The sequence below is a fragment of the Paenibacillus sp. YPG26 genome, from assembly GCF_023704175.1.
Taxonomy (GTDB): domain Bacteria; phylum Bacillota; class Bacilli; order Paenibacillales; family Paenibacillaceae; genus Fontibacillus.
This window is the reverse complement of sequence record NZ_CP084530.1, coordinates 3,623,436-3,646,229: the sequence shown is the minus strand read 5'-3', so window position 1 is coordinate 3,646,229 and position 22,794 is coordinate 3,623,436. Positions and strand designations below refer to the sequence as shown.

Genomic DNA, 22,794 nt, shown 5'->3' with positions numbered 1-22,794 from the left:
GAGGGTTAACAATGAGAAAATGGAAGGGACTAACTGCCGCTCTGCTACTTAGCACAGCAGTGTTCACAGGCTGCACTAATGAGGGCTCCGAGCAAAAGGATACCCAAGCTGCTGCTGAAGCATCTTCCGGCGTACATGGCGATATCACCTTTATCACCCATCGCAGTGACCTGCTTGATAACGGCACTTTTGACAAGTATGAGAAAGAATTCAAGAAGAAATATCCGGCGGTCAGCGATGTGAAGGTAGTCAGCCTCAAAGACTACCAGACCGACATTCGCGTCCGGATTCTGAGCAATAATTACGGGGATGCTCTAATTCTGCCTAATAATTTCGAGAAGAAGAACTTTCCCGAGTACTTCGAGCCACTGGATGACATGAAGCTGTTCGATAATCTGTACTATGCCAATGGTCAAATGCATGACGACAAGCGATACGCTATTACGGTAGGTGTCAGTGCTACAGGGCTTGTCTACAACAAAAAGGCCTTCAGCACAGCCGGAATCACTTCTCCCCCCAAGACTCTGCAGGAGTTCTACGAAGCTTGCGAGAAGCTGAAGCAGGCGGGAATCACGCCGATGAACCTGAATTATGGCTCGGGTTGGACACTTACCCAGTGGGGTGCAATGATGGTTCCGGTCATGAATGGACATTCTGACGCGTTGAACTTCATGATCGATTCCGATGCACCTTTCCAGAAGGACAATGAAATTGGACAGGCGATGGATATTATCCGCACCTTGATAGACAAAGGTTATGCGGAGAAGGATCTGTACACAGATCACTGGGAGGATTCCAAGCTTAGCTTTGCCAAGGAAGAGTCGGCCATGTTCTATATAGGGAACTGGATCATTCCGCAGATCCTGGATGCTGGAAAAGATGCCGGAATCAAGCCGGAAGACATCGGATTTATGCCGCTGCCAGCTTCTACAACCGGCACAATGAATGCCACTCTTAGTTCGGACGCCTGGTATGTCATCAATAAGAACAGCAAAAATAAGGAGACTACCAAGGCTTGGATTAAGTTCTTGCTCGAAGAGTCCAGCATAGCGGATGATACCGGATTTATCCCGACTCTGAGAACCCGGGATTCCAATCTGGCACAACTGAACGAGTTCCTGTCCTATAAGCCAAACTTGATCGAAGATGTAAGTATGGCAGAAGCCTATTACACGACTGCCGGCAAGGCCGGATTCGACATATGGGAAACCAGCTTCATCCAGAAAGCGGCGGTTGCGCCCGATATCCGCACATTCTTCGGCGAGTGGAATGCCAAGTGGGCGGAGGCCAGACGTTAACGGCTGGTGATACGGCGCAGGGCGGTGCAGTGAAGTGTGGTTCGGGGTTATGCAGTGAAGTAACGCGAAGTGCAGTATATAGTTAATTTATCAGAACAATGCGGCCATTCCCTTGGAGGGGGATGTCCGCATTTTAAGGTTATCCATATATACTCAATCTCAAGTGGTGGCGGGTATATGCTCATGGGATTAGTACATATCGACTGTCGCCCCAAGGGTCGCAGCCTTAATGAAGGGGAGCTGCCCGAGGGACTTCAGCTGGTCCTTCGTTCCGGTAACGACAACACCTGTAATCATGCCTGATTGCTGGTGTGACTTTACGGCTGCAAGGACATGGGCAGCTTTCTCTGGATAGTAATCGTTATTGGAATCTATGACCTGGTAATCAGCTTCTGCCTGCTCCAATCAGCCAATGGTCTCCACGACCTGGCCATCCTGATCCGTGATCTCGGTTCTAACGATCTTAACGGTGAGTCCCCTGAAGGCATTTAGCTTGAATTCTTGTGCCACCGGCTCAAGCCTGTCCGCAAGCTCTTGAACGGCGTCCTTACTCAGAGTGAGATCAATTCCGCTATCCTGTACAGTGACGTCTGAGTCCCCGCCTGGATAGAAAGTCACCCTGTTCCCCGATGAAGACAGGGTCAGTGGATTCCCCTTCAGCAGCCGGCCAGGCAGAACCTGGCTGATGACAGAAGCCTGCTTCGCGCCAAGACTCAAGTGGTAAGAGACTCCGCGAAGCAGTCCCTTTCTCTCCTCCCATTCGAGCTGATCCACGAACAGGAAGCCGGTGCTTGACCCGTCTCTGGCCGCGCATAGTCGAATCTTCTCGCATAGCTGCGAATCACTTAGAAGGGAGGGTCTGGACAAGTCCGTAACATACAGAGGCAGTCGTCCCGATTCGGACGCCTCCCGAAGCACTCCGATGGTGTTCCAGGCCTGCATGGCTTCCAGCTCATCGCGCGTGATTCCGACCATCTGCAGGAAGCTCACTTTGCCATTTGGCGTTGTTATCTCCGGCAGATCCGGGTCATCGATGAAGGCGAGTGCCGTCAGCTGTGTGTCGTGCTCAAGGGCAATTGGACTGTTCGCGTCCATATAATCCCCCGATCTGAAAATATTGCCGCTGCCGAATACGTATCTGCCCAAATTCTGAAGCAGATTCAGCGCCCATGCAGGCGGTTCGCTCTCATTCTGTTCCTTAAGCAGACGGAAGGTCAGCTCAAACCCGTAACCGCTGTACTCGGTATCCTCGGACTCCTTCTCATATAATTCCGAGAAGCCATACGTTACGAAGTGCCAGTGCGATACCGGTTCATTCTGTACATAGGCGCTGATCCCGTTAAGCGGATCCTGACCTCCAAGCATGTAAGGGATCAGGGTTCCGTAGTGCTTCGGCTCCTGATCTCCATAGATTCTCTCCATCTGCGCATCAATGGCATCCCATCCGGGTGCCTGATTATCCTCAAGTTCGTGTTCTTCCCGGCTCATTGATTAGAACCTCCTGTCTATGTCGTCAGCGCTGCTTTTATCCGCTAAATTCTAACATGGACAACGGCATCCTGAGGCCAAATTTGGTGAAATCGTTACTTTAGTCCTTCATGCACAGTCGGCTAGAAAGGAGAGACGTATATTTTTCCTGAGATTGTATTGTTGCCCGTAGTTAACTTATATAGAATAGATAGTGCACTTCAAACTTAAGTCTGAAAGACAGACGGTAAGGAACCTACACATGAACAATACAACTCTGATGAAGGCTTACATGGCTGCATTAGCCAATGCGTTGATTATTGGTTTTTCATTTATTTTTGTGAAAATCGCACTCCAGAACGCATCCCCCACGGATATTCTCGCACACCGGTTCACCGTATCCCTGATTGCCGCTGTACTGATGCTGCTGGTGGGCCGGAACCGGATGAGCATACCGTGGAGCAGCATTCTGCGAATTCTTCCGCTGGCGCTCTTCTACCCGGCGTTCTTCTTCGGATTCCAGACCTTTGGCCTGGTCTATGCGTCTTCGTCCGAGGCCGGGATTATTACGGCGATGATTCCTATTCTGACCATGATTCTGGCTTCAATGCTGCTGGGGGAAAGGACGAGTCTTCTGCAGAAGCTGTTCATGCTTCTGTCGGTAGGCGGGGTGGTCTTCATCTTCGTGATGAATGGGACTCAGACTCATTCCGTTAATGCCGCAGGCATGATCTTGATCCTGTTATCCGCGCTGTCCATGGCTACCTACACAGTCCTTGCGAGAAAATGGATGAAGAGCCTGAAGCTCTCGGACGTTACCTTTGTGACGATCAGCATCGGGTTTATTGTATTTAACGCGATGTCGCTCGCTGGACATGCAGCAGAGGGCACGGTAGCCAGCTACTTTAAGCCATTTACAGAGATAAGCTTCGTGACCGCCATCCTGTATCTGGCTGTGCTGTCTTCTGTCTGTACTTCCTTGCTCACGAACTATGCGATCTCACGGATAGAGGCTTCCAAGATGAGTGTGTTCAATCAGCTATCGACCGTCGTCAGCATTGGGTCGGGGGCGGTTATTCTGAATGAGACACTGGTGTACTATCATTTCATCGGTACGGTGATGATTCTGGCAGGTGTGATCGGCGTGTGTCTGCCGAGAGGGGTACTGACGCGGAAGAAGAGAGATTTAAGCAGTGAGGAACTCAAGGAGGATGCGCGCTAGGCGGCTTATATTCGAATTTGACTCCCTATCAAGAGCTGTCCCGTCCATTTGTAAGAAATGGCAGGGGACAGCTCTTTCAGTGAGCGGGAAGCTATCCGTTCATTCTATATCAGTTCACGGAGTTCCAGAATGTAGTCTCGTCTACACTCAGTCTTCCGGTGTAACGTCCCGGCGCGGCAGCTTTGCCGATAGCGATCAGTACAGCAGGAACCAAAGTGTCCGGAAGGCTGTACGCTTCCTTGAACTTCTCCGCGTTGAAGCCGCCCATCGGAACGGTATCATAACCTTTGGCTCTGGCAATCAGCATAAGCTGCATGGAGACAAGACCTGCATCCAGAAGGTTGATGTGATGGAGCTTGTCTTTAGGCAGACCCCCGTACATTTGCACAATACGCTGAACCATGACATCCTTGTTCTCCTCTGTCATCACGCCTGCTTCCACAGATTTGCTGTAGATCTGGTCAGCCTTGTCATAGGATTCGAGATCTCCCAGCACCGCGATAACCGCAGCTGCTTCAGCCACGTGCTTCTGGCCGTTCGCGATCGTAACGAGCTCTTCCTTCTGCTTCTCATCATCAATGACGAGGAAGCGCCACGGCTGAATATTGGAGGAAGACGGGGCTGTGGAGGCCAGCTCCAGTATTTCTGTCAGCTCATCCCGGGAGATACGTACGGTTGGATCATAGGATCGAACGGAATGTCTTTCTTTCAATACTGTGTAAAAATCTTGAGCCACTTGAACCTGGTTACTCATCTGAATCACTCCTAATATATATGATACTGTGCAATAATTCGCACAGTTAAACCCAAAAAAACTACATCAGATCCGCCACGGTGTGCCTTTCCAATACCTGCAGCACATTCTCATTAATCTCCTGAACAAGGGTACAGAATGACCCGTGCATCTCCCTGCCGAAGGCATGGTCTCCCGTTGTATCAAGCATCGCGCTGCAATATGGACCTTTCTCTTCCAGAGCGAGGTAGATGTCCTTCAGAGAAATCTCCTCGGGTGCGCGCTTCAGCCGGTAGCCGCCATCACGGCCTTCTCTTGTCTCTAAAATGCCTTCACAAGCAAGCTTGGATAGGATTCGGCGGAGCAGGGTAGCTTCGGAATGCAGCCGGCAGGCGATCTCACCGCTTGGACAGCACTGGGGCTGTGCCGCAAGTACAACCAGAGCCTGAACAGCAAGGCCGAACCATTTGAAGTTAGGGGAGCCTATCATTTTATCGTTGGACATGGTGTGGTACTGATCCCCTTTCCTGGTAGTTTATTACCAGTATATAATTTAACTGTTACGAATTCAAGCACAGTATATAATAGAGACAAGGGAGCAGGGTGGATAAAAATTCCCGTGGCTTCTTTACTTGCGTCTCCCTACTGTATAAGATAGGACTGCACCGAGAAATTGCATGAATAGCGGGGTCGGAATTCGGATGATGAATTTATTTGGTCATAGACACAAAATTGCAATTCTATTTGCTATATATACTCTTGCGGAGATCGTTCTTGTTCTCGTATACCCGGGGAACACCGTAGTCTCCGATTGGTTGATGGTTATGGCGCCAGTTGTGGCTATATTGGTATTCGGGCTCATGATGAAGAAGCTCCCTGGGGAGCACAGGCTATTCTGGTTCTTATTAATGCTGGGTATATTCGGTGAATTGCTGGCCCAATCCATATGGGTCTATTACGATAAGGTGCTTCATAGTCCCACACCTGATCTAAGCGAGGCGGATATCTTTTGGATACTTCAATCCATCGCCTTTATCGCAGCTTTGATCGTCCGCAGTAAGCAGACTATATATGGACTAAGGTATTCCCTGGATATGGCCATTATTCTGGTGGGCACCTTCTCCATTAGCTGGAAGTATTTAATTCAGCCGATTGTGGCTTCGTCCGGCGACCTGGCTACAATTATTGTGGATTTGATCTATCCGCTCAGCGATATAACTATTCTGCTTCTTAACTTTCTACTGATATACAATAGGAGAACTACGTTCGTTACTTCGGTTAATAGATTCCTGACCCTAGGATTCCTGGTATATGTGGTAGGGGACACGATATATCTTCTGCTCGGTGACCTTGCCGGATATGAAGTTGATAATCTGCTCAATCCCTTCTGGTTAGCCGCCACCTTTCTGCTGACCCTGGCATGCATCTATTCCGATCAGCCCGCTTCTGCTGAGGCGGTGTCCGAGGGAGAGACAGGTCATATCTCCAAGGGGAAGATGTGGCTTCCCTATACTGTGCTCGGCAGTCTGGTTGTACTCTTGCTGTTTGAAGCGGGCCTGAATGATAGTATTGTAAGCGGGATTGTAGTGTCCGTTCTTCTTATCTCACTCAGGCAGATTACCGTTATGGTCGAGAATAGCAGGCTGTTGAATGAATTGAAGCATGCTCTGGAGAAGTCCGAATATCTGGCGAGTCATGATGGGCTGACCTGCTTGCTTAATCGGAGAACATTTGAAGAGAAGCTTGCGGCTTATATGCAGGGGTTCCACCGCCCTGGACAGCGAATGGCGTTAATGTTCTTTGACCTGGACGGGTTCAAGCAGGTTAATGATACTCATGGTCATGACGTGGGAGATGCGCTCCTCAGAACCATAGCCGCACGAATGCAGCGCCTTCAGCGTGAAGATATGCTGCAGGCGCGATTGGGTGGAGATGAATTTGTTGTGCTTCTTCCCTGTAGCGGTGCGGATCAAGAGGTTCACCATTATGCACAGACGATGATCACGGCGATTACTGAGCCGGTCACGATGAATGGAATCTGTCTGCTGCCCAGAACCAGCATTGGAATCGCGATCTACCCGGATCATGCACAGACTCCCGATAACCTTATGAAACTCTCGGACATAGCGATGTACCGCTCCAAAGAAAAGGGGAGCAATCTCTATACGATATATGAATGATTACACCATGTGTAAATAAGCTTATTCATAGAACGCAAAGAAAGAGGGCGATGAGCCCTCTTTCTTGCTGTTTGGGTATAGTCCATGATTAATCTTAGGACTCTGGTGAGAAGGAGCGGCCACCAAATTCCTTATCCAGCTCGAAGAAAGCCATGCTGTTCACATCAATCCGCTTCAGCTTCTGAATAATGCCGTCGAACAGAGCTTCTTCCTCCACTTGTTCTTCAATGAACCAGGAGAGGAACTGGAGCGTTGCGTGCTCCCGGGCATCCAGGGCAAGATCCGATAGATGATAGATCCGCTGGGTATTCACCTGCTCATGTTTGTAGGCATGCTCGAAGGCATCGAGAATAGAGTCGTAAGTGTTCTTGGGTTCTTCGAGTGCGGAGAGATTCACCCGTCTGCCGCGATCGTTCAGGAACTTATAAATCTTGGATGCATGGAACCGCTCTTCTTCAGCCTGGACCAGGAAGAAGTTGGCGAAACCGTCCCAATTGACGGCTGAGCAGTAGCCGGCGATAGCCAGGTAGACATGCGCAGAATGGAGTTCAAAATTAAATTGTTCGTTCAGAGCTTCGTATAATGATTCATTTACCAAGTCGTCCACGCCCTTCCTGTGTTGGATATGTGAAATCATTCTTATACTACCATATCACGTTAAGCCCGGACAGCTACCAAGTAAGCAAGGCGCAGATTTGAAACGCACCCCCTGGAAATGTTAGGCTGAATATAGAGATTCTACCGCTTAGTCGATGCGCCAACAACTCTTATACAGGGAGGATGCAAAGAAGTTGAGCGAAAGCAGATTCAAAGTGAATTTGACACCAAGGGATGTACGGGAGCTGGTAAAAGAAGGCCTGGACGCCGATCTGATTCATGAGGAGTCTCATGATCTGGGCGATGGACGGGAGATCGGCACATTGATCTTCGAGAAATACTTCTTTCGCGTGAAGAACCGGGTTGCACTTGTGGTTATTGCCGACAATATCTATGGCACAACGGAAGTCAGAGCGATTTCAACCGGCTCATCGGAAGGGATCATCTTCAAGTTCGACTGGGGAGCCTCGGAGGATTTCGCCGGGAGTGTGGAGCAGCTGTTGAGTGAATATATTGTTGACTAGGGAGCGAAGCTGAAGATGATTCAGAGCCATGAAGTCACCATTGTTGAGAGACCGGCCCTTCAGGCAGTAGGAATCCGGTGGGAGGGAACTTTTGCCGAGGCAGGTGCGGGAAGTATCCGTAAAGTTATTGGGGAAATGCAAGAACGTCAGCAGGAGATCCAACATGTGTCCAATGCGGCTATCCTGCTGGGCCTCTCCTATCAGGTAACAGAGGAAGGATTCACCCATTACTCGGTTCTGCAGGTGTCGGCTGTTCAAGAGGTGCCGGAAGGGATGGTCAGCCTATCGGTGCCGGCGCTCTCCTATGCCCGATTGGAACATCGTAAGGGACAGAGTATCGACAAATCCTATGAGCGGATTTTTGCCTGGATTGAGGAGCAGGGATACAAGAAGGCACCCGGAGACCTCACCCACTGTGAAGAGTATCCGATCGGTCAGGACCCGAATACGGATGCTCCTGAATTTAACATCCTTATTCCTATACTCAAATAACCTGAATTCATACAAGTAAGGACCCCAGCGTTAAGTGCGCTTTGGGGTCCTTTGTTGTACTTGGCTGGTGCGGCGATCCGGTCAAGGCTCCCGGGTATCGACCGGCTTTAACGCAGACGGCTTCACCGATCTTCTCAGGAACAGGGAGAGAACCAGGCCAATGACGGCGATCCAAGTGGCAATAATGAAGGCGTCGTTAATCCCGTGGATGGCGGATTCCTTGGAGGCAAGGCCGTAGACGACCTGAAGCGCTGCCCCCTGTGCAGTTTCAGGCGGAAGTCCTCCCGCCACAGCGAGAGTCTGGCCGAGGCTCCCGATTTGCTCGGTTACGGATGGGTTGTTCGTAGTCACCGCATTTCCGTAGTCAGCCAGATGTGCGGTGGATTTCGTTGTCATGACGGTGACAAGCAGAGCTGTCCCGATCGAGCCGGCAATCTGCCTGACGGTGTTGGACATGGCCGTTCCATGGCTCCCGAGATGCCGGGGCAGCTGATTAAGCCCCTCAGTCTGCACAGACATCATCAACAGGGACATGCCGAAGCTGCGCACTGTATAGAGCATCATAATGTGGGCATACGTGGTATCCGAGGTCAGCTTGCTGAACTCGAAGGTCGTGATCGCGGTAATGGCAAGGCCTACAATCGCAAGCGGTCTGGCGCCGATCCGGTCGAAGATGCTTCCCGAGATCGGCGACATCACTCCCATCAGCAGTGCGCCTGGAAGGAGAAGCAGGCCGGATTCCAGCGGGGTGAAGCCGCGTATATTCTGCAGGTAGATCGGCAGGAGCAGCATGGCTCCGAACATGGTCATATTTACGGCAGACCCAATAAAGGTGGAGATGGTGAAGATATCGTACTTGAACACACGGAACTCCAGCATTGGACTCTCCATGCCGAGCTCACGGAAGATGAAGAACAGGATGAACAGGACACCCAGCACAAGTGAGATGACGACCGTAGCGCTGTCCCATCCCTTGCTGCCCGCTGAGCTGAATCCATACAGCAGAGTTCCGAACCCAATGGTGGAGAAGAGCGTGCCGAGCGCATCGAACTTGGGTGATGACAGCTTGGACACATTCCGCAGCCACAGCCAGGACAGGATGATATCGAGCAAAGTCAGCGGAATGACCATGATGAACAGGATGCGCCAGGTGTAGTGCTCCACGATCCAGCCGGACAGGGTAGGACCAATCGCAGGAGCGAACATCATGGCAATGCCCATCGTTCCCATGGCGGCGCCCCGCCTCTCGGGCGGGAAGACCGTCAGGAACACATTCATGACGAGAGGCATGATAATGCCAGCGCCGCCCGCTTGAATGATCCGGCCAATCAGTATGATGGAGAAAGTCGGGGCTATGGCACATATGACAGAGCCTGCTCCGAACAGGGCCATAGCCGAGATGAAGAGGGACCGCGTGCCGAACGATTCAATCAGGAAGGCGGTTATCGGAATCAGAACGCCATTGACCAGCATATAGGCGGTCGATAGCCACTGCACCGTTGTGGCTGACACGTTAAAGTCGTTCATCAAATGCGGGATGGCCACATTGAGAAGCGTCTGGTTCAGGATGGAGATGAACGCGCCCAACATAAGAACGGTCAAGGTGCGGCCCAGTGATATTTTGTCCATAGGTGCCCCCTAAATATGAATTCTTACAGATGCGTTCATGCCTGGAACGATGCCAAGTCCCTTATATCCCTCTACAGTAATCACGATCGGAATCACCTGAGCTACCTTGGTATAGTTGGCATTGGTGTTGGAAGTCGGAAGCAGGGAGAAGGTGCCTGCCGTAGCTAATCCGATGCTGTCGACCTTGCCCGAGATGACTGTTCCCGGAAAAGCATCGATATACACATCCACGCTCTGCCCGGCTTGAATGTCATTAATCCGGGTCTCGTCAATATTGGCGGTGATCCAGAGGTTATCAAAGTCATAGGCTCTGCCGAGCGGCGCGCCCGCCGCAACCAGAGCATTCTGTACGCCGGTCTGCTGTACAACCGTACCGGCGATGGGAAGCGTAATGTCCGCTGCCCCGGCGGCGGACTGAACGGAACCAAGACGTTCCCCCGCGCTGTAGGCCTGGCCCACCTTGGCATTCCATCTCACCAGCTTCCCGGCTGCCGGCGCGCTGATCGTAATGGGCTGCCCGGCAACCTGCGCGTTATCAGTACTGACATAGTTGGCGTTCTGATTGTAATAGTAGATGCCTGCTCCGGCCCCGGCCAGAATCACCACAATAACCAGAATATTGACCAGTATGGCGCGTGAACTCATTCGTATTGCCCCCTCTATTGTCTATCGATATTTAAAGTTCATGTCCTTATTCCTGTGAAGAGGATTTCCTGAAAGTTCTTCCCTTATTCAGCCTGTGGCGCTAATGATTCTTGTCTGTTTCGGGCATACCTATACACGAAGAATTGAAGGTAAAGGGGGCTGGATATGAATATTTATGTCGTATATGACAGTGATAACGGCCATACTGAAGCGCTGGCCCGGGCGGTGGCCCAAGGGGCGGAGATTCCTGGTGCCAAGGTGCATCTTCATCACGTAAGGGATGCAAGAGTGGAAGATCTCCCCAACATGGATGCCATCCTCTGGGGCTGTCCGGGGCATTTCGGGTCAATCAGCGGGGGACTGAAGAATTGGATCGACAAGCTGGGGTACTTATGGGCACAAGGTGCCCTTGTCGGCAAGGTAGGGGCCGTGTTCTGCACAACCGCCACAGTACACGGCGGAGTTGAGGCCACGATGCTGAACTTGATTGTGCCTATGCTGCATCAAGGCATGATTATTGTCGGCTTGCCGGGAAATATCCGGGAGAACGCGCTGTACGGCTCTTACTACGGGGTCGGAGTTACCTGTCCTGTAGAGCTGTCCCCGTATGATCCGCCCAATCTGCCGTCCGAGAAGGATCTGAATCTTGGAAGAGCGCTGGGCAAGAGGGCCGCAGGCGTTGCGGCTAAATTATCCGATGCCAAGATCAGGTAGGGGGCGCTCTATGGAGTACGCATTTGCAGTATTGGCGGTCATTGGGGTTATCTTTCTTGTCATATTCAATATACGTACCAGCAGAAGGGTCAGAGAGCAGCAGAGAAGATCAGGCCAAATTAGCGGAACAGGGGCACAAGACTCCGAGGGGACAGCAGCTCAATCGGACCACGCACTCCGTCCGGAAGCAGGCGACCCTGACGGGGCTGATCCTACGGTGATGCAGATTAATGAGATACTGGAGCCTGTATCCCCGGGAAAGCAACAGGATATAACGGAGCTTAATGCGCAGGCAGCACCACCAGCAGAGCAGGGGGATCGTGCCGGCACAGCTGTTGACCGGGTTCTGTCCAGTACCGGGACGACATCCCGTGATGAGCATTACCGCCAGGCTCTAAGGCGGATGGCCGAGCCTGAGCAGGCGGAGAAGCCGCTAATTGAAGGCAGCGATGATAACAGGGATGATGCCGGAGATAAAGCTTACCGCGAGGCTCTTCGGAGTATTCTGGAGAGGAAATCAGCAGATCATAGCGAAAGGGGCAGCGGGAATGAGTAATCACAAGGGCTCGGAAAGCAATTCTCAATTGCCGGATCAGGCATTTCGTTCGGCTCTGCGGAATTTTGCCGGTCAGGATGAGACAGCCGGAATGGATGCGGAATTCTCGGAGGAACCGGGAGTTCCCGCCGAGTCTGAAGTCGCCACATGGATCAACAAGAACCTGGGCATGCAGGGCAGGAATCAATAAGCCCGCAGGCCGGGATTCATCCATAGAACCGCACAGCCAGTGGGCCAACGCATCAAAGAACCGCACAGCCTATAGGCCATGCGGTTCTTTGTGCGTTATTCCTTATTTTTGAACAGTTTTGTTGTAGCTGCTGATCTTCTCGGTAATCGCTTTGGCAGCATCATCCAGTGCCTGTGCGGAAGGCTTGGATCCGCCAAGCACCTCTTCGATTGCGCCTTCAACCGTCTGGCGCGCTTCCGGGAATACACCCATTACAGCGCCTTGGGTAGCCGGGCTTGGCTTGGAGGCATGAAGCTGATCCACGGCAGTCTGGAACTGTGGATATTTGGCCAGATTATCCTTAACGATCTGCTCATCATAAGCTTTTTTCGTAATCGGGAAGTAACCTGTGGCAATGTGCCATTTCGCCTGTGTATCCGGCTGTGCCAGATACTTGATGAACTCCCACGCCGCCTTCTGCTCGGCTTCCGGCTTGTTGTTCAGAATCCACAGGCTGGCTCCGCCTACTACAACCCCGCCTTCAGTCGAAGCATCCGGCTTAGGCAGGAATGCGGTACCTACTTCAAATTTGCCCTGTGTACCGTCTACAATCCCGCGAAGGGATGCAGTGGAGTCGAGCGTCATAGCAATCTGACCCGCGATGAAAGCCTTCTTGGTATCATCGGTCTTGCGGCCTAGATTAATAGCTGCCTTGCTGTCAATCATGCTTTTCCACCAGTCCAGTGTGTTCACACCGGCATCGGTGTTAACGAGAGACTCTGTAGCCGGGGATGTCCGGCCATTGCCGTTGTTAATATACTCCTTGCCTTGGTTAGCGAAGAACTGCTCAAGGAACCAGCCATAGATGGCAAATGAAGCCGGATGCCCTTTCGCGCTGAGCGCCTCCGCCGCTTTCTTCACTTCCTCATAGGTTGCCGGAGGCTTCTCCGGATCAAGTCCTGCGGCCTTGAACAGGTCCTTGTTATAATACAGGATCGGGTTGGACGTATTAAAAGGCATCGAGTACTGCTTGCCATCAAAGGTATAGTAATTGGAAATGTTCTCTTCCAGCTGACTCAGATCGTATTTATCCTGATCAATGAACTGCTGTACAGGCGTAATCGCCTTGGAATCGATCATGAAGCGGGAGCCGATCTCATACACCTGGATCATGGACGGGCCGCTCTCGGAGTCCATGGATGCCTTCATTTTGTTGATGCTCTCATCGTAGGTCCCCTGGAATATTGCCTCGACCTCGATTTTATCCTGCGACTTATTATAATCTGTCACAAGCTGGTCTACCGCCTTGCCAAGCTCGCCGCCCATGGAGTGCCACCAGACCACTTTGGTCTTGGAACCGCCGCTTGCCGCGCTCTTCTCTTGGGCTTCCGCTGTGGCGGTAGAATCCGCAGTTCCTCCCGATGCTCCGCCGCAGGCGGATACCATCAGCATAATAGCGACTGAAGTCAGGATGAACCATCCACGAAGTGCATACTTTCTCATTGTCCGTTAATCTCTCCCTTATCCTGTATATTTATTATGTGTAAGCCGTCACCTGGACGGGAATTACCGGATCTATCCCTTGATGGCGCCCGCTGTAAGACCGCGAACGAGATATTTCAGCCCGAATACAATGAGCAGAAGTGAAGGCAGCAGAACCAGGGCCACCCCGCAGAGAACGACGTTCCAGGCGGTGGAATCCTCGAACTGAAGCATGCTGATGCCAATCTGAACCGTACGCATGGTGTCGGTGTTCGTAATCAGCAGCGGCCATAGATACATGTTCCAGGTATTCAGGAAGACGTAGACGGACAAGGTAGCCAGCGCGGGCTTAGACAAAGGCAGCGCAATATGCAGGAAATAGCGCAGATGTCCGCACCCGTCCATCCGGGCAGCCTCGAACAGCTCCTTGGGCAGTTGAAGGAAGAACTGGCGTAGAAGGAATACGCCGAACGCTGAAGCGAGAAATGGAACGACCATACCTGGATACGAGTCGAGCCAGCCCCAGGATTTGATTAACAGGAAATTCGGAATCATCGTCACTTCCCAGGGAATCATCAGGGTGGACATGAAGACGGCGAACCAGATGGCCTTGCCCTTGAAAGAGATGAACGCAAAGGCATAGGCTGCCATACTGCCTGTAATTACCTGCCCCGCCATGACCAGGAACGAGACAATAAAGCTATTGAGAATAAATCTTCCTACGGGAATGAGATTCAGCACAGCTTCCAGGCTGCCGAGATACAGGCTTGACGGCAGAAGCTTCGGCGGATACTGGCTGGTCTCATCAGGTGTCATGAAGACGGACAGGAAGGTATACAGGAGCGGATAGATCATACATAAGCTGATCAGACACAGCAGCAGATAGACACTCCCCCGAGACAGGGTCCGGCTCAGGATCATTGATAATGCACCTTCTTCTCGACATAAATGAATTGAATAAGCGTGAGCAGCAGAATAATGAGGAACAGCACAATGGAGATCGCGCTTCCGGTTCCGAATTGATAGTTCACGAAGGCCTCTTTATAGATCGAATAGACCAATACCTCTGTCGATCCGGCTGGACCGCCTTTGGTCAGGATGTGAATCTGTCCGAAGGCTTGAAGCGAATTGATGACAGACACAACGAAGAGAAAAAAGATGGTCGGGGACAGCAGCGGCATAACCAGCCGGATGAAAGTCCGGATAGGCCCTGAGCCGTCAATCTTGGCGCTGTCATAGATATCTTCGGAGATGCCCTGAAGTCCGCTGAGCAGCACGATAAAGTTAAAGCCCGAGTTCATCCATATGGTCATTACAGCGATGGACAGCAGCGCCCAGGAAGGATCGGTAAGCCACTGTACCGAGGGAATTCCCGCCAGGCTTAAGAAGTAGTTGAACATGCCCATCGTTGGATGGAACAGCATCATCCAGATTACGGATGCGGTGCTGACCGATACGGCCAGCGGCAGTGAGAAGATGAATTGAAAGATACGTATCCCGCGAAGCTTGGCATGAGCCAGAGCGGACATGAGGAGACCCAGAACAATACCGGTCGGTACGGTAAGCAGGGCGAATTGGCCGGTTACCGCCAGACCGCTCCAGAGAGCCTCGGACAGGAACAGGGACTTGAAGTTATCCAGCCCCACATAGGCGGCGATACGTCCGCGGGGGTCGGTCAGATGGAAGCTGAGATATATGGATTTCAGCATGGGATAGAGTAGAAAGGTTCCAAAGAACAACAGGGATGGAGCGAGAAAGACGTAAGCCAGCGCGTTCTCCTTCAAGCGGGCCAGGTTGAACCGTCTTCGGACGGTTGAAGAGGCAGGCGGGACCGCAGTGGGCGATAATGGGGCCCTTTTGTGCAGCATACTCATGAAGAGGGTTCCTCCTTAATAAGACATCTCAGTCCAGTGTAGACAAGAGGTGTCAACGGAACATGAAGCGGGTGTTAAACTTTGTATAATGTAAAATCCAAGCATACTCCCATTTAACCTGGCTATGATGATACGCAAAGAAAAGCCCTGATCCCTAAGGACAGAGCTTCTCGGTAAGAGGAAGAGCTATGGTTACAACTAGAGCCGGGCAAGCACGGAGATGATAAGGGGGGCTGCTCCTAGAGTGAACAAGGCGGCGACAATCATCGAAATGCTGGAGATGGTGCCTGTCAGCGAGCTCAGCTCGAAGGCTTTGGAGGTGCCGGTGCCATGGGCGCCCGTACCCAGCAGGACACCGCGTGCAACCTCGTTGTCGATACGGAACATCTTCACGATCATGGGACCAATCATGGAACCGAGCAGCCCGGTAATAATAACGAAGACTGCCGTAATGTTCGGTACGCCGCCAATAACCTCGGAGACGCTCATCGCAATAGGCGTAGTGACCGAGCGGGGCACCAGACTGCTGACAAGAGCATTATCCAGATGCATGCTCTGAGCCAGCAGCAGGGAAGATACGATGGCTACAAGCGAACCCGACAGCACACTGATCAGAATCAGGGCCGCATATTTCTTGAGCACTTTATAGTATTTGAAGAGAGGTACGGCAAAAGCCACCGTGGCCGGCTGCAGCATGCTGCTGAGCCACTGTCCCCCGCTGTTGTAGGCTTCATACGGAATATGTACGAGCAGCAGCCCGATGACCAGGACGAGCGGCGTGACCAGCAGCGGGGAGAAATAGACGCGCGGCCTTACACTGTACAATTTTTTGCATGCAAAATATAGGCTTATCGTGATGAACAGACAGAATAGACCGGTGATCATACCTGCTTCTCCTTTCGCTTGGCCATTCCCGACGCGGTGAGTCCGGAGCTGGCCATAACAATAAATGTGCTAAAAATGACAACAATGAGGATGCGAACTCCATCACTTTCAAGCATGGGGATATATTTCATTACGCCTACAGCGGAAGGGATGAAGAACAGCAGAAGCTCTGCGAGCAGCCAATTGGCCCCCTTCTCGATCCACTCCAGCTTCACGATACCTGTCTTCAGGAGCGTAAATATAACGATAATGCCAAGGATACTTCCTGGTATATTCAGGTGGAGCAGGTCCACAATTTTATTCATAGCCATGGAAATAAAGAACAGGATGGCGATTTGCAGGACACCCATCAGCAAGGACTTTAATTTTCCCATTTGCGAAATCCTTCTTTCATTTTCTGTGTGTATTGAAATTTTACATCAATTTCTTTCATAGGTATAATGCATATATCGAATGTTTTGCATTCCAAATGGCTATGGTTAGAGATGAGGTGCTTTCGTGGATATCCGTCAACTGCAGTATCTTATTGAGGTCGCCAGACTGAAGAGCTTCACGAAAGCGGCGGAGTCGCTGTATATCACCCAGCCGACGATCAGCAAGACGATCAGGCAGATGGAGGAAGAGCTCGGGATCACTTTGTTTGACAGAAGCGGCAAGCGGATCAGTCTGACGGATGCTGGGCAGATTATGGTTAATCAAGCCCAGAATATCGTTAAGTCCTTCAATAGCATGTCGGCGGAGCTGGATGATCTGCGGAATTTGAAGAAGGGACATATCCGAATCGGGCTTCCGCCGATGGTAGGCGCGAGCTTCTTCCCGAAGATCATCGGGCAGTTCCATAAGCGGTATCCGGACATTACGATTCAGCTGTTCGAGGATGGGGCCAAGAAGGTGGAGGCGGACACGGACAGCGGCGCGCTGGATGTAGGCATCACGGTGCTGCCCGTCACTGTGGAAGGTCTGGAGTGCTTTTCTTTTGTGGAAGAGAAGCTGAATCTGATCGTGCACCCGTCGCATCGGCTTGCAGTGCTTGGGGAAGTCCCCCTGACTGAGCTTGCAGCAGAGTCCTTTGTCTTGTTCCGGGAGGACTTCGTCCTGCATGACCGGATTATTACCGAATGTGTCCGTGCTGGATTCCAGCCCCGGGTTGTCTACGAGAGCTCTCAATGGGACTTGATCAGTGAGATGGTAGCCGCCAATCTCGGCATTGCCCTTCTGCCGGAGACGGTATGCCGGGAGATGGACCCTTCCCGGGTTACGGTTCTGCCTCTGGTAGACCCGGTCATTCCCTGGAAGCTCGGTATCATTTGGCGGGAAGACCGCTATTTATCATTTGCCGCAAGAGAATGGATCCGGTTCGCCCAAGAAGTATTAACCGGAGGGGAATAACATACGGCAGCAGTCTCTGGTATAATTAGGTTATACTAGATTGGGGAGGTAGACGAAATGGCGATCAGCAGCCGTGTATCTGTTGCAGTACACATATTATCCCTGCTTAATCTGGAGAAGGAAGGACGCATGACTTCAGAGTTCATTGCCGGCAGTGTAAATACAGATCCTGTGGTAATAAGCCGGATTATAAGTATGTTAAGCCGTGCAAAGCTTGTGGCGACCTCGCCAGATGTGGCCGGCGCCAGGCTTGCGCGTCCTCTTGAAGATATCACTTTACTGGATGTCTACCGGGCCGTTCAGGTCGATATCTCAGATGAGTTGTTCTCCATCCATGGCAATCCGAATCCGGAGTGCACGGTTGGAAGGAACATTCAGTCGACGCTTGAGACTTCCTTCACCCGGGCGCAGAACGCGATGGAGAAGGAACTGTCATCCATTACGATGGAGTACATCGTCAACGATTTAATCCGGCGCGAGACTGCCAATTAAGATGCCCAAAGGCTTGGAATATTAGTGAAAGCATCCAGACGGGGTGCTTTTTTTGCGTCTGAAACCCAAAAAAATAAAAAAGTAATATATTACCTCACAGCTTATTCTTCTTTTGTTTGGTTAAATTTCTTATAATAGCGAAATATGATACAAGAAATTAATACTCATAACAAGCTAGAACTGACTAAATTTAGAGTAGGGGAATCCGGATGAACATAATGAGGAGAAAATCCATCTCATCCATGATGGAGATGAAGAACAAAGGCAATACCTTAAAGAAAGAGCTGGGCGCATTTGATCTGACCATGCTGGGAATTGGCTGCGTGGTGGGTACCGGGATCTTCGTTATGACCGGTGTAGCGGCTGCCCGGCATGCAGGACCAGCATTGATCCTGTCGTTCGTAATTGCAGGACTGGTCTGTGCCTTCTGTGCGCTCTGTTACGCGGAGCTGGCCTCAATGGTCCCTGTCTCCGGCAGTGCATATACTTACAGTTATGCCACCTTCGGGGAGATTGTCGCCTGGATATTAGGCTGGGATCTTATCCTGGAATACGGTTTCGCGGCATCGATGGTAGCCAGTGGATGGTCGGGATACTTCCAGGGGCTGCTGTCCGGCTTCGGCATTCATCTGCCGCATGCCTTCACAAGTGCTTTTGATACGAGTAAAGGAACCTATATTGATCTGCCTGCTGTCCTTATTGCGCTGCTGCTGACCTTCATGGTCTCGCGGGGAGCCAAGGAGTCAACCCGGCTGAACACGATTATGGTGGTAATCAAGATTGCTGTCATCGTGCTCTTCCTCGTTGTCGGTGTATTCTATGTGAAGCCCGCCAACTGGACTCCGTTCATGCCGTTCGGCTTCGGAGGTGTAATGACGGGCGCAGCCACCGCATTCATCGCCTACATCGGCTTCGATGTAGTAGCAACCGCAGCGGAGGAAGTTCGTAATCCGCAGAGAGATCTCCCGCGCGGCATCATTGCTTCGCTAGTTGTATGCGCCCTGCTGTACGTGCTGGTGACGGCCGTGCTAACCGGCATCGTGCCTTACCAGATGCTTGATGTGAAGAACCCGGTAGCCTTCGCCATTCAGTTCATTCATCAGGACTGGATTGCCGGATTCATCTCAATCGGAGCTATTGTCGGGATCACCACGGTATTGTTCGTGCTCTTGTATGGACAGACACGCCTGCTCTATGCAATTGGACGTGACGGCCTGCTGCCGAAGAAGCTGTCCCGGTTGAATCCGAAGACCAAAGCACCTACGGTCAGCACATGGGCAACAGGAATCATCGTGGCTTTCTTCGCGGGTGTGCTTCCCCTCGACAGATTGTCGGATCTGGTCAGCATTGGTACCCTGTTCGCGTTCATCTCGGTGGCCATCGGTATTATTATTTTGCGCAAGGCGCGTCCGGATCTGCAGCGTTCCTTCCGGGTGCCCTGGGTTCCGGTAATTCCACTGCTGGCTATTATCTTCTGCGGGTATCTGCTGTTCAGCCTGCCGCTTGTGACCTGGGAAGCCTTCCTGATCTGGATGGCGATCGGTCTGGTTATATACTTCACCTACGGAATTAAGAACAGCGGGCTAACGAAGCCGACGCAAGACGAATAAGCAAGCACTCCAAGAGGCTGGTCCCTGTCATGTAGACGGGTGACCAGCCTCTATTCGTACAGGCTTATAAAGTGAGATCGCTAACCTGATGCACTACATACATCATTCCTGCCAATCCCGCGGCAAGCAGAACGTAGGTGATTCCGTAGCCAATGCGGGAAGCGACCGGAACATCATAGTATTTGTTATTCTCGAAGACCTCGTATTCAACCTGACACTGTATGGCGAGGTGCAGGCCGTCTTCCTTCTCCACATGTTCGATTTGAACCACTTGAACCTTCTGAATCAGACCCTGCTGAGGAAGGGCGATCAAGCCTTCGAAATCCAGGCCTTCCCATATCGCCTTCACATACTGCTGCCCGTCCAGTTCACTGTACGTGGTGAAGGGCAGCTCCCGCCGGTGCCCGGTTCCCGGGATAAGGTAACCCTGTTCCCGCAGGTGTTCCACCGGGACCTGGAATGTGCCCCGAAGTGAACGAGGAGCCTGTTTCTTCTGACGTCCATACTTCCCGTATAGATCAAAGGCGAACATCACCCAGATAATAAAGAACAGGAACGATTTCAGGAGAATAATAACATATAGACCTCCTATGAGTCCGACCAGCCACAGCCAGCGGGTTACCGCCGTGGCGATCCTGCCGCCATCCAGCGGATGAATGGGCAGCAGATTAAGCAGGTTAAGGAAGAATCCTACATTGGCCAGCGCGTACAGCAGCGGACTGTCCAGGTAATAGGCCGCGGCGAACATAGCCAGGGCGCCAAGACTTCCAAGGATCGGGCCGCCAAGGGCAATATAGGCCTCGGTCTGCGCATCCCGCGGATTCCGCTTCATCGTGATTAATGCGCCCAGAAAAGGAATGAATAGCGGGGCGGATACCGGAAGCCCTTTCCGCTTGGCGGCGATCACATGACCGAGCTCATGTACGAACAAGAGAGCGACAAAGCCTACCGCAAAGCCCCATGGATAAATGAGAGCGTAGGCGCCTATGGACACCGCCATGGAGATCAGGGCGCCGCCCAGCTTGCTGAACTTCAGGACAGCGAGCAGCGTCTTTCCTTTTGCCAGAATTAGTGCGATCAGACTGCCCAGCCACCAGAGGGAGTTCTTCTTACGTGTCTTGGGATGTTGTTGTTGCTCCAATTGCCTTCATGCCTTTCTGTATTGGAATTAAGAAATTTAATATTGGTCTTCAGGTATAGAAGCGGCTCATTGTACAAAGGTTAAGACCATATTACAGTGCAGCAGGGCAGGTTACAAATATATACAAGGGAGAAGACCAATGAAACATAGGGTATGGATGGCGACAGCCATAGGCATATGCTTGTGCTTGTGTCTGGGAATAAATATGGCCACATCAGGTAATACGGTCAGGGCAGATGGACCGTTTCATTTCGGGTTCAAGAAGAGCGTGAATGGAAGTCTTCCCTCGATCAACGAGGAAGGATTCAAGGACATTCTTGATAAGAATGGTGCGATATTTACAGGAGACACCAGCAGGAAGGACATCTTCCTGACTTTTGACAACGGCTACGAGAATAATGCCTATACCTCGAAGATACTGGATACCTTGAAGGAGAAAAAGGTGCCTGTGGCGTTCTTCATTACCGGACACTATGTGAAGGATCAGCCTGAACTGGTCAAGCGAATGGCTGCGGAGGGACATATTATCGGCAACCATTCCTGGAGCCATCCCGATATGACCACGGTATCCGATGAGCGGATCAAGGAAGAGTTGGATAAAGTGAAGCAGGCCGTTACAGAGGTAACCGGAGTGAAGGAGATGACCTTCCTGCGCCCGCCAAGAGGGATATTCAATGATCGTACTCTGAGGGTTACGCGCCAGTATGGATATACGAATGTCTTCTGGTCGGTGGCCTATAAGGATTGGGATGTGAATGACCAGAAGGGCGCGGACTATGCCTTCCGGAAGGTGACCAGTCAGCTGCATCCGGGCGCTGTGCTGCTTATCCATGCGATATCCAAAGATAACACGGACGCCCTGGGGGCCATTATTGATGAAGCCAGAAGGCAGGGCTACACGTTCAAGAGCCTGAATGACCTGCCTGGTCAGCAAAAGGCTCCGGGCACCGACTGATTCTAAGTGGATTCGGAGCCATCCCAGGCGGGATTCAAGCGTGATTCCAGGCAGTTAGCGAAGTCGGTTAATTGGCCTGTTGTTCGATAGAAGGTTGTTCCAAGGTCCCCTAAGAGGGGGCCTTTTTCGTTATATAGGCAGGCAGGAGCAAGCATAATTGACATGCATAACAAGGGAGGAATATAATTAGCTTTACAATATAATAGGTTACCTAATTATTAAGTTGTGTAAGTAAATTCAAAGAGGGTGAATTAGTGGACATCAACGAGAATCCGAAGGTTCAGAGGCTTTTCGAGGCCTTTAACCGTGTTCGTAGGGCAGATTGGCGCAGACCCTCAGTAGGGCAGTGCAAGCCGAGTGAGATGAAGCTGCTCTTTTATATCAAGAAAGGTATGGAGAAACATGAGGAGGGCTTCACCGTATCGGAGCTCAGCAGCGCGCTGGAGGTCACCTCACCAACAGTTACCCAGCTGATTAACAGTGTGGAGGCGGGCGGATTGGTAGAACGCAGGATGGATCCAAATGATCGGAGGGTTGTGCGCGTCAAGCTGACACCCGTGGGAGCCGAGTTGACACACAAAGCAATGGAGTCTTTCTTTGGACGGTTCCATGAGCTGTATGAGCATTTGGGGGAGGTACAGAGCCAGCAGTTGGCGGAACTTCTGGAGAAGGTTACCCGGTTCTTGAGTGAGGATCAGGAACGAAGCAGTGTCGAGAAGCATGATCGCTAGATATACCAT

General features: G+C 51.5%; 26 protein-coding genes. 13 read left to right on the top strand and 13 right to left on the bottom strand.

What is annotated here, in order from left to right:
- Nucleotides 1–11 precede the first annotated feature (11 nt).
- Nucleotides 12–1,298 (top strand): ABC transporter substrate-binding protein, encoded by a 1,287-nt coding sequence (locus LDO05_RS17265; protein ID WP_251376546.1) that lies wholly within the window; start codon nt 12–14, stop codon nt 1,296–1,298.
- Between the two features lie 189 nt (nt 1,299–1,487).
- On the opposite strand, the gene LDO05_RS17260 is transcribed toward LDO05_RS17265, so the two are convergent.
- Nucleotides 1,488–1,703, bottom strand: a complete 216-nt coding sequence (locus LDO05_RS17260; RefSeq protein ID WP_251376545.1) for an anti sigma factor C-terminal domain-containing protein — start codon at nt 1,701–1,703, stop codon at nt 1,488–1,490.
- Nucleotides 1,704–2,786: a suppressor of fused domain protein gene (locus tag LDO05_RS17255; protein ID WP_251376544.1), complete on the bottom strand. Its 1,083-nt coding sequence runs from the start codon at nt 2,784–2,786 to the stop codon at nt 1,704–1,706.
- Between the two features lie 241 nt (nt 2,787–3,027).
- Here LDO05_RS17255 and LDO05_RS17250 point away from each other — a divergent pair, with 241 nt between their 5' ends.
- Nucleotides 3,028–3,987 carry a DMT family transporter gene (locus LDO05_RS17250; protein ID WP_251376543.1) on the top strand — a complete coding sequence of 320 codons (960 nt, stop codon included), beginning with the start codon at nt 3,028–3,030 and terminating at the stop codon, nt 3,985–3,987.
- A gap of 109 nt (nt 3,988–4,096) precedes the next feature.
- Here LDO05_RS17250 and LDO05_RS17245 read toward each other — a convergent pair whose 3' ends face one another.
- Nucleotides 4,097–4,741: a nitroreductase family protein gene (locus LDO05_RS17245; RefSeq protein ID WP_251376542.1), complete on the bottom strand. Its 645-nt coding sequence runs from the start codon at nt 4,739–4,741 to the stop codon at nt 4,097–4,099.
- Nucleotides 4,742–4,802: 61 nt separating this feature from the next.
- Nucleotides 4,803–5,225 (bottom strand): RrF2 family transcriptional regulator, encoded by a 423-nt coding sequence (locus LDO05_RS17240; protein ID WP_251376541.1) that lies wholly within the window; start codon nt 5,223–5,225, stop codon nt 4,803–4,805.
- Between the two features lie 196 nt (nt 5,226–5,421).
- Here LDO05_RS17240 and LDO05_RS17235 point away from each other — a divergent pair, with 196 nt between their 5' ends.
- Nucleotides 5,422–6,900 carry a GGDEF domain-containing protein gene (locus LDO05_RS17235; RefSeq protein WP_251376540.1) on the top strand — a complete coding sequence of 493 codons (1,479 nt, stop codon included), beginning with the start codon at nt 5,422–5,424 and terminating at the stop codon, nt 6,898–6,900.
- Between the two features lie 94 nt (nt 6,901–6,994).
- Here LDO05_RS17235 and LDO05_RS17230 read toward each other — a convergent pair whose 3' ends face one another.
- Nucleotides 6,995–7,498: a ferritin gene (locus tag LDO05_RS17230; protein ID WP_481857002.1), complete on the bottom strand. Its 504-nt coding sequence runs from the start codon at nt 7,496–7,498 to the stop codon at nt 6,995–6,997.
- 193 nt (nt 7,499–7,691) lie between these two features.
- Between LDO05_RS17230 and LDO05_RS17225 the strand changes: the two genes are divergently transcribed.
- Together LDO05_RS17225 and LDO05_RS17220 are read left to right on the top strand one after the other, a co-directional pair.
- Nucleotides 7,692–8,021 carry a DUF6054 family protein gene (locus LDO05_RS17225; protein ID WP_251376538.1) on the top strand — a complete coding sequence of 110 codons (330 nt, stop codon included), beginning with the start codon at nt 7,692–7,694 and terminating at the stop codon, nt 8,019–8,021.
- Nucleotides 8,022–8,036: 15 nt separating this feature from the next.
- Nucleotides 8,037–8,513, top strand: a complete 477-nt coding sequence (locus tag LDO05_RS17220; protein ID WP_251376537.1) for a GyrI-like domain-containing protein — start codon at nt 8,037–8,039, stop codon at nt 8,511–8,513.
- Nucleotides 8,514–8,594: 81 nt separating this feature from the next.
- Here the strand turns inward: LDO05_RS17220 and LDO05_RS17215 are convergent, their stop codons facing one another.
- Together LDO05_RS17215 and LDO05_RS17210 are read right to left on the bottom strand one after the other, a co-directional pair.
- Nucleotides 8,595–10,142, bottom strand: a complete 1,548-nt coding sequence (locus LDO05_RS17215) for a DHA2 family efflux MFS transporter permease subunit (protein WP_251376536.1) — start codon at nt 10,140–10,142, stop codon at nt 8,595–8,597.
- Between the two features lie 9 nt (nt 10,143–10,151).
- Nucleotides 10,152–10,793: an HlyD family secretion protein gene (locus tag LDO05_RS17210; protein WP_481857067.1), complete on the bottom strand. Its 642-nt coding sequence runs from the start codon at nt 10,791–10,793 to the stop codon at nt 10,152–10,154.
- Between the two features lie 159 nt (nt 10,794–10,952).
- Between LDO05_RS17210 and LDO05_RS17205 the strand changes: the two genes are divergently transcribed.
- Genes LDO05_RS17205 through LDO05_RS17195 form a run of 3 tightly spaced genes read left to right on the top strand, consistent with a single transcriptional unit; the run spans nt 10,953 to nt 12,247 of the window.
- Complete coding sequence (locus tag LDO05_RS17205; protein WP_251376534.1) at nt 10,953–11,501, top strand: NAD(P)H-dependent oxidoreductase; 549 nt, start codon at nt 10,953–10,955, stop codon at nt 11,499–11,501.
- Nucleotides 11,502–11,511: 10 nt separating this feature from the next.
- Entirely contained in the window at nt 11,512–12,057 is a 546-nt protein-coding gene (locus LDO05_RS17200; protein ID WP_251376533.1) for a hypothetical protein, read from the top strand.
- Complete coding sequence (locus LDO05_RS17195) at nt 12,050–12,247, top strand: hypothetical protein (RefSeq protein ID WP_251376532.1); 198 nt, start codon at nt 12,050–12,052, stop codon at nt 12,245–12,247. Before LDO05_RS17200 ends, LDO05_RS17195 begins: the two co-directional genes overlap by 8 nt.
- Nucleotides 12,248–12,349: 102 nt before the next feature.
- On the opposite strand, the gene LDO05_RS17190 is transcribed toward LDO05_RS17195, so the two are convergent.
- From LDO05_RS17190 to LDO05_RS17170, 5 genes are all read right to left on the bottom strand, one after another.
- A complete protein-coding gene (locus LDO05_RS17190; protein ID WP_251376531.1) occupies nt 12,350–13,729 on the bottom strand; it encodes an ABC transporter substrate-binding protein in 1,380 nt (459 codons plus the stop codon).
- 72 nt (nt 13,730–13,801) lie between these two features.
- Entirely contained in the window at nt 13,802–14,629 is an 828-nt protein-coding gene (locus tag LDO05_RS17185; RefSeq protein WP_251376530.1) for a carbohydrate ABC transporter permease, read from the bottom strand.
- Nucleotides 14,626–15,582: a carbohydrate ABC transporter permease gene (locus LDO05_RS17180; RefSeq protein ID WP_251376529.1), complete on the bottom strand. Its 957-nt coding sequence runs from the start codon at nt 15,580–15,582 to the stop codon at nt 14,626–14,628. The genes LDO05_RS17185 and LDO05_RS17180 overlap by 4 nt, the downstream gene beginning before the upstream one ends.
- A 198-nt stretch (nt 15,583–15,780) precedes the next feature.
- Nucleotides 15,781–16,467 carry a CidB/LrgB family autolysis modulator gene (locus tag LDO05_RS17175; protein ID WP_251376528.1) on the bottom strand — a complete coding sequence of 229 codons (687 nt, stop codon included), beginning with the start codon at nt 16,465–16,467 and terminating at the stop codon, nt 15,781–15,783.
- Nucleotides 16,464–16,841 carry a CidA/LrgA family protein gene (locus tag LDO05_RS17170; protein WP_251376527.1) on the bottom strand — a complete coding sequence of 126 codons (378 nt, stop codon included), beginning with the start codon at nt 16,839–16,841 and terminating at the stop codon, nt 16,464–16,466. The genes LDO05_RS17175 and LDO05_RS17170 overlap by 4 nt, the downstream gene beginning before the upstream one ends.
- A gap of 124 nt (nt 16,842–16,965) precedes the next feature.
- Here LDO05_RS17170 and cidR point away from each other — a divergent pair, with 124 nt between their 5' ends.
- The 3 genes from cidR to bcaP all read left to right on the top strand — a co-directional run bounded on the left by cidR (nt 16,966) and on the right by bcaP (nt 19,958).
- Nucleotides 16,966–17,856, top strand: coding sequence for a cidABC operon transcriptional activator CidR (gene cidR / locus LDO05_RS17165; RefSeq protein ID WP_251376526.1), 891 nt, complete (start codon nt 16,966–16,968; stop codon nt 17,854–17,856).
- Nucleotides 17,857–17,913: 57 nt separating this feature from the next.
- The gene (locus LDO05_RS17160) at nt 17,914–18,348 is read left to right on the top strand and encodes an Rrf2 family transcriptional regulator (protein ID WP_251376525.1); all 435 of its coding nucleotides are present in this window, start codon (nt 17,914–17,916) and stop codon (nt 18,346–18,348) included.
- A gap of 209 nt (nt 18,349–18,557) precedes the next feature.
- On the top strand, nt 18,558–19,958 hold the full coding sequence (gene bcaP / locus LDO05_RS17155; protein ID WP_251376524.1) for a branched-chain amino acid transporter BcaP: 1,401 nt from the start codon (nt 18,558–18,560) through the stop codon (nt 19,956–19,958).
- Nucleotides 19,959–20,022: 64 nt separating this feature from the next.
- Here the strand turns inward: bcaP and LDO05_RS17150 are convergent, their stop codons facing one another.
- Entirely contained in the window at nt 20,023–21,099 is a 1,077-nt protein-coding gene (locus tag LDO05_RS17150) for a site-2 protease family protein (protein ID WP_251376523.1), read from the bottom strand.
- Between the two features lie 139 nt (nt 21,100–21,238).
- On the opposite strand from LDO05_RS17150, the gene pdaA reads away from it, so the two are divergent.
- Nucleotides 21,239–22,054, top strand: coding sequence for a delta-lactam-biosynthetic de-N-acetylase (pdaA, locus tag LDO05_RS17145; protein WP_481857001.1), 816 nt, complete (start codon nt 21,239–21,241; stop codon nt 22,052–22,054).
- Between the two features lie 254 nt (nt 22,055–22,308).
- Nucleotides 22,309–22,785, top strand: coding sequence for a MarR family winged helix-turn-helix transcriptional regulator (locus tag LDO05_RS17140; protein WP_251376522.1), 477 nt, complete (start codon nt 22,309–22,311; stop codon nt 22,783–22,785).
- Nucleotides 22,786–22,794 lie beyond the last annotated feature (9 nt).

Coding starts and splice junctions, on each gene's coding strand:
- LDO05_RS17265 (WP_251376546.1), top strand. CDS start 12: ATGAGAAAATGGAAGGGACTAACTGCCGCTCTGCTACTTAGCACAGCA.
- LDO05_RS17255 (WP_251376544.1), bottom strand. CDS start 2,786: ATGAGCCGGGAAGAACACGAACTTGAGGATAATCAGGCACCCGGATGG.
- LDO05_RS17250 (WP_251376543.1), top strand. CDS start 3,028: ATGAACAATACAACTCTGATGAAGGCTTACATGGCTGCATTAGCCAAT.
- LDO05_RS17245 (WP_251376542.1), bottom strand. CDS start 4,741: ATGAGTAACCAGGTTCAAGTGGCTCAAGATTTTTACACAGTATTGAAA.
- LDO05_RS17240 (WP_251376541.1), bottom strand. CDS start 5,225: ATGTCCAACGATAAAATGATAGGCTCCCCTAACTTCAAATGGTTCGGC.
- LDO05_RS17235 (WP_251376540.1), top strand. CDS start 5,422: ATGATGAATTTATTTGGTCATAGACACAAAATTGCAATTCTATTTGCT.
- LDO05_RS17220 (WP_251376537.1), top strand. CDS start 8,037: ATGATTCAGAGCCATGAAGTCACCATTGTTGAGAGACCGGCCCTTCAG.
- LDO05_RS17215 (WP_251376536.1), bottom strand. CDS start 10,142: ATGGACAAAATATCACTGGGCCGCACCTTGACCGTTCTTATGTTGGGC.
- LDO05_RS17205 (WP_251376534.1), top strand. CDS start 10,953: ATGAATATTTATGTCGTATATGACAGTGATAACGGCCATACTGAAGCG.
- LDO05_RS17200 (WP_251376533.1), top strand. CDS start 11,512: ATGGAGTACGCATTTGCAGTATTGGCGGTCATTGGGGTTATCTTTCTT.
- LDO05_RS17195 (WP_251376532.1), top strand. CDS start 12,050: ATGAGTAATCACAAGGGCTCGGAAAGCAATTCTCAATTGCCGGATCAG.
- LDO05_RS17190 (WP_251376531.1), bottom strand. CDS start 13,729: ATGAGAAAGTATGCACTTCGTGGATGGTTCATCCTGACTTCAGTCGCT.
- LDO05_RS17185 (WP_251376530.1), bottom strand. CDS start 14,629: ATGATCCTGAGCCGGACCCTGTCTCGGGGGAGTGTCTATCTGCTGCTG.
- LDO05_RS17180 (WP_251376529.1), bottom strand. CDS start 15,582: ATGAGTATGCTGCACAAAAGGGCCCCATTATCGCCCACTGCGGTCCCG.
- LDO05_RS17175 (WP_251376528.1), bottom strand. CDS start 16,467: ATGATCACCGGTCTATTCTGTCTGTTCATCACGATAAGCCTATATTTT.
- LDO05_RS17170 (WP_251376527.1), bottom strand. CDS start 16,841: ATGGGAAAATTAAAGTCCTTGCTGATGGGTGTCCTGCAAATCGCCATC.
- LDO05_RS17160 (WP_251376525.1), top strand. CDS start 17,914: ATGGCGATCAGCAGCCGTGTATCTGTTGCAGTACACATATTATCCCTG.
- bcaP (WP_251376524.1), top strand. CDS start 18,558: ATGAACATAATGAGGAGAAAATCCATCTCATCCATGATGGAGATGAAG.
- pdaA (WP_481857001.1), top strand. CDS start 21,239: ATGAAACATAGGGTATGGATGGCGACAGCCATAGGCATATGCTTGTGC.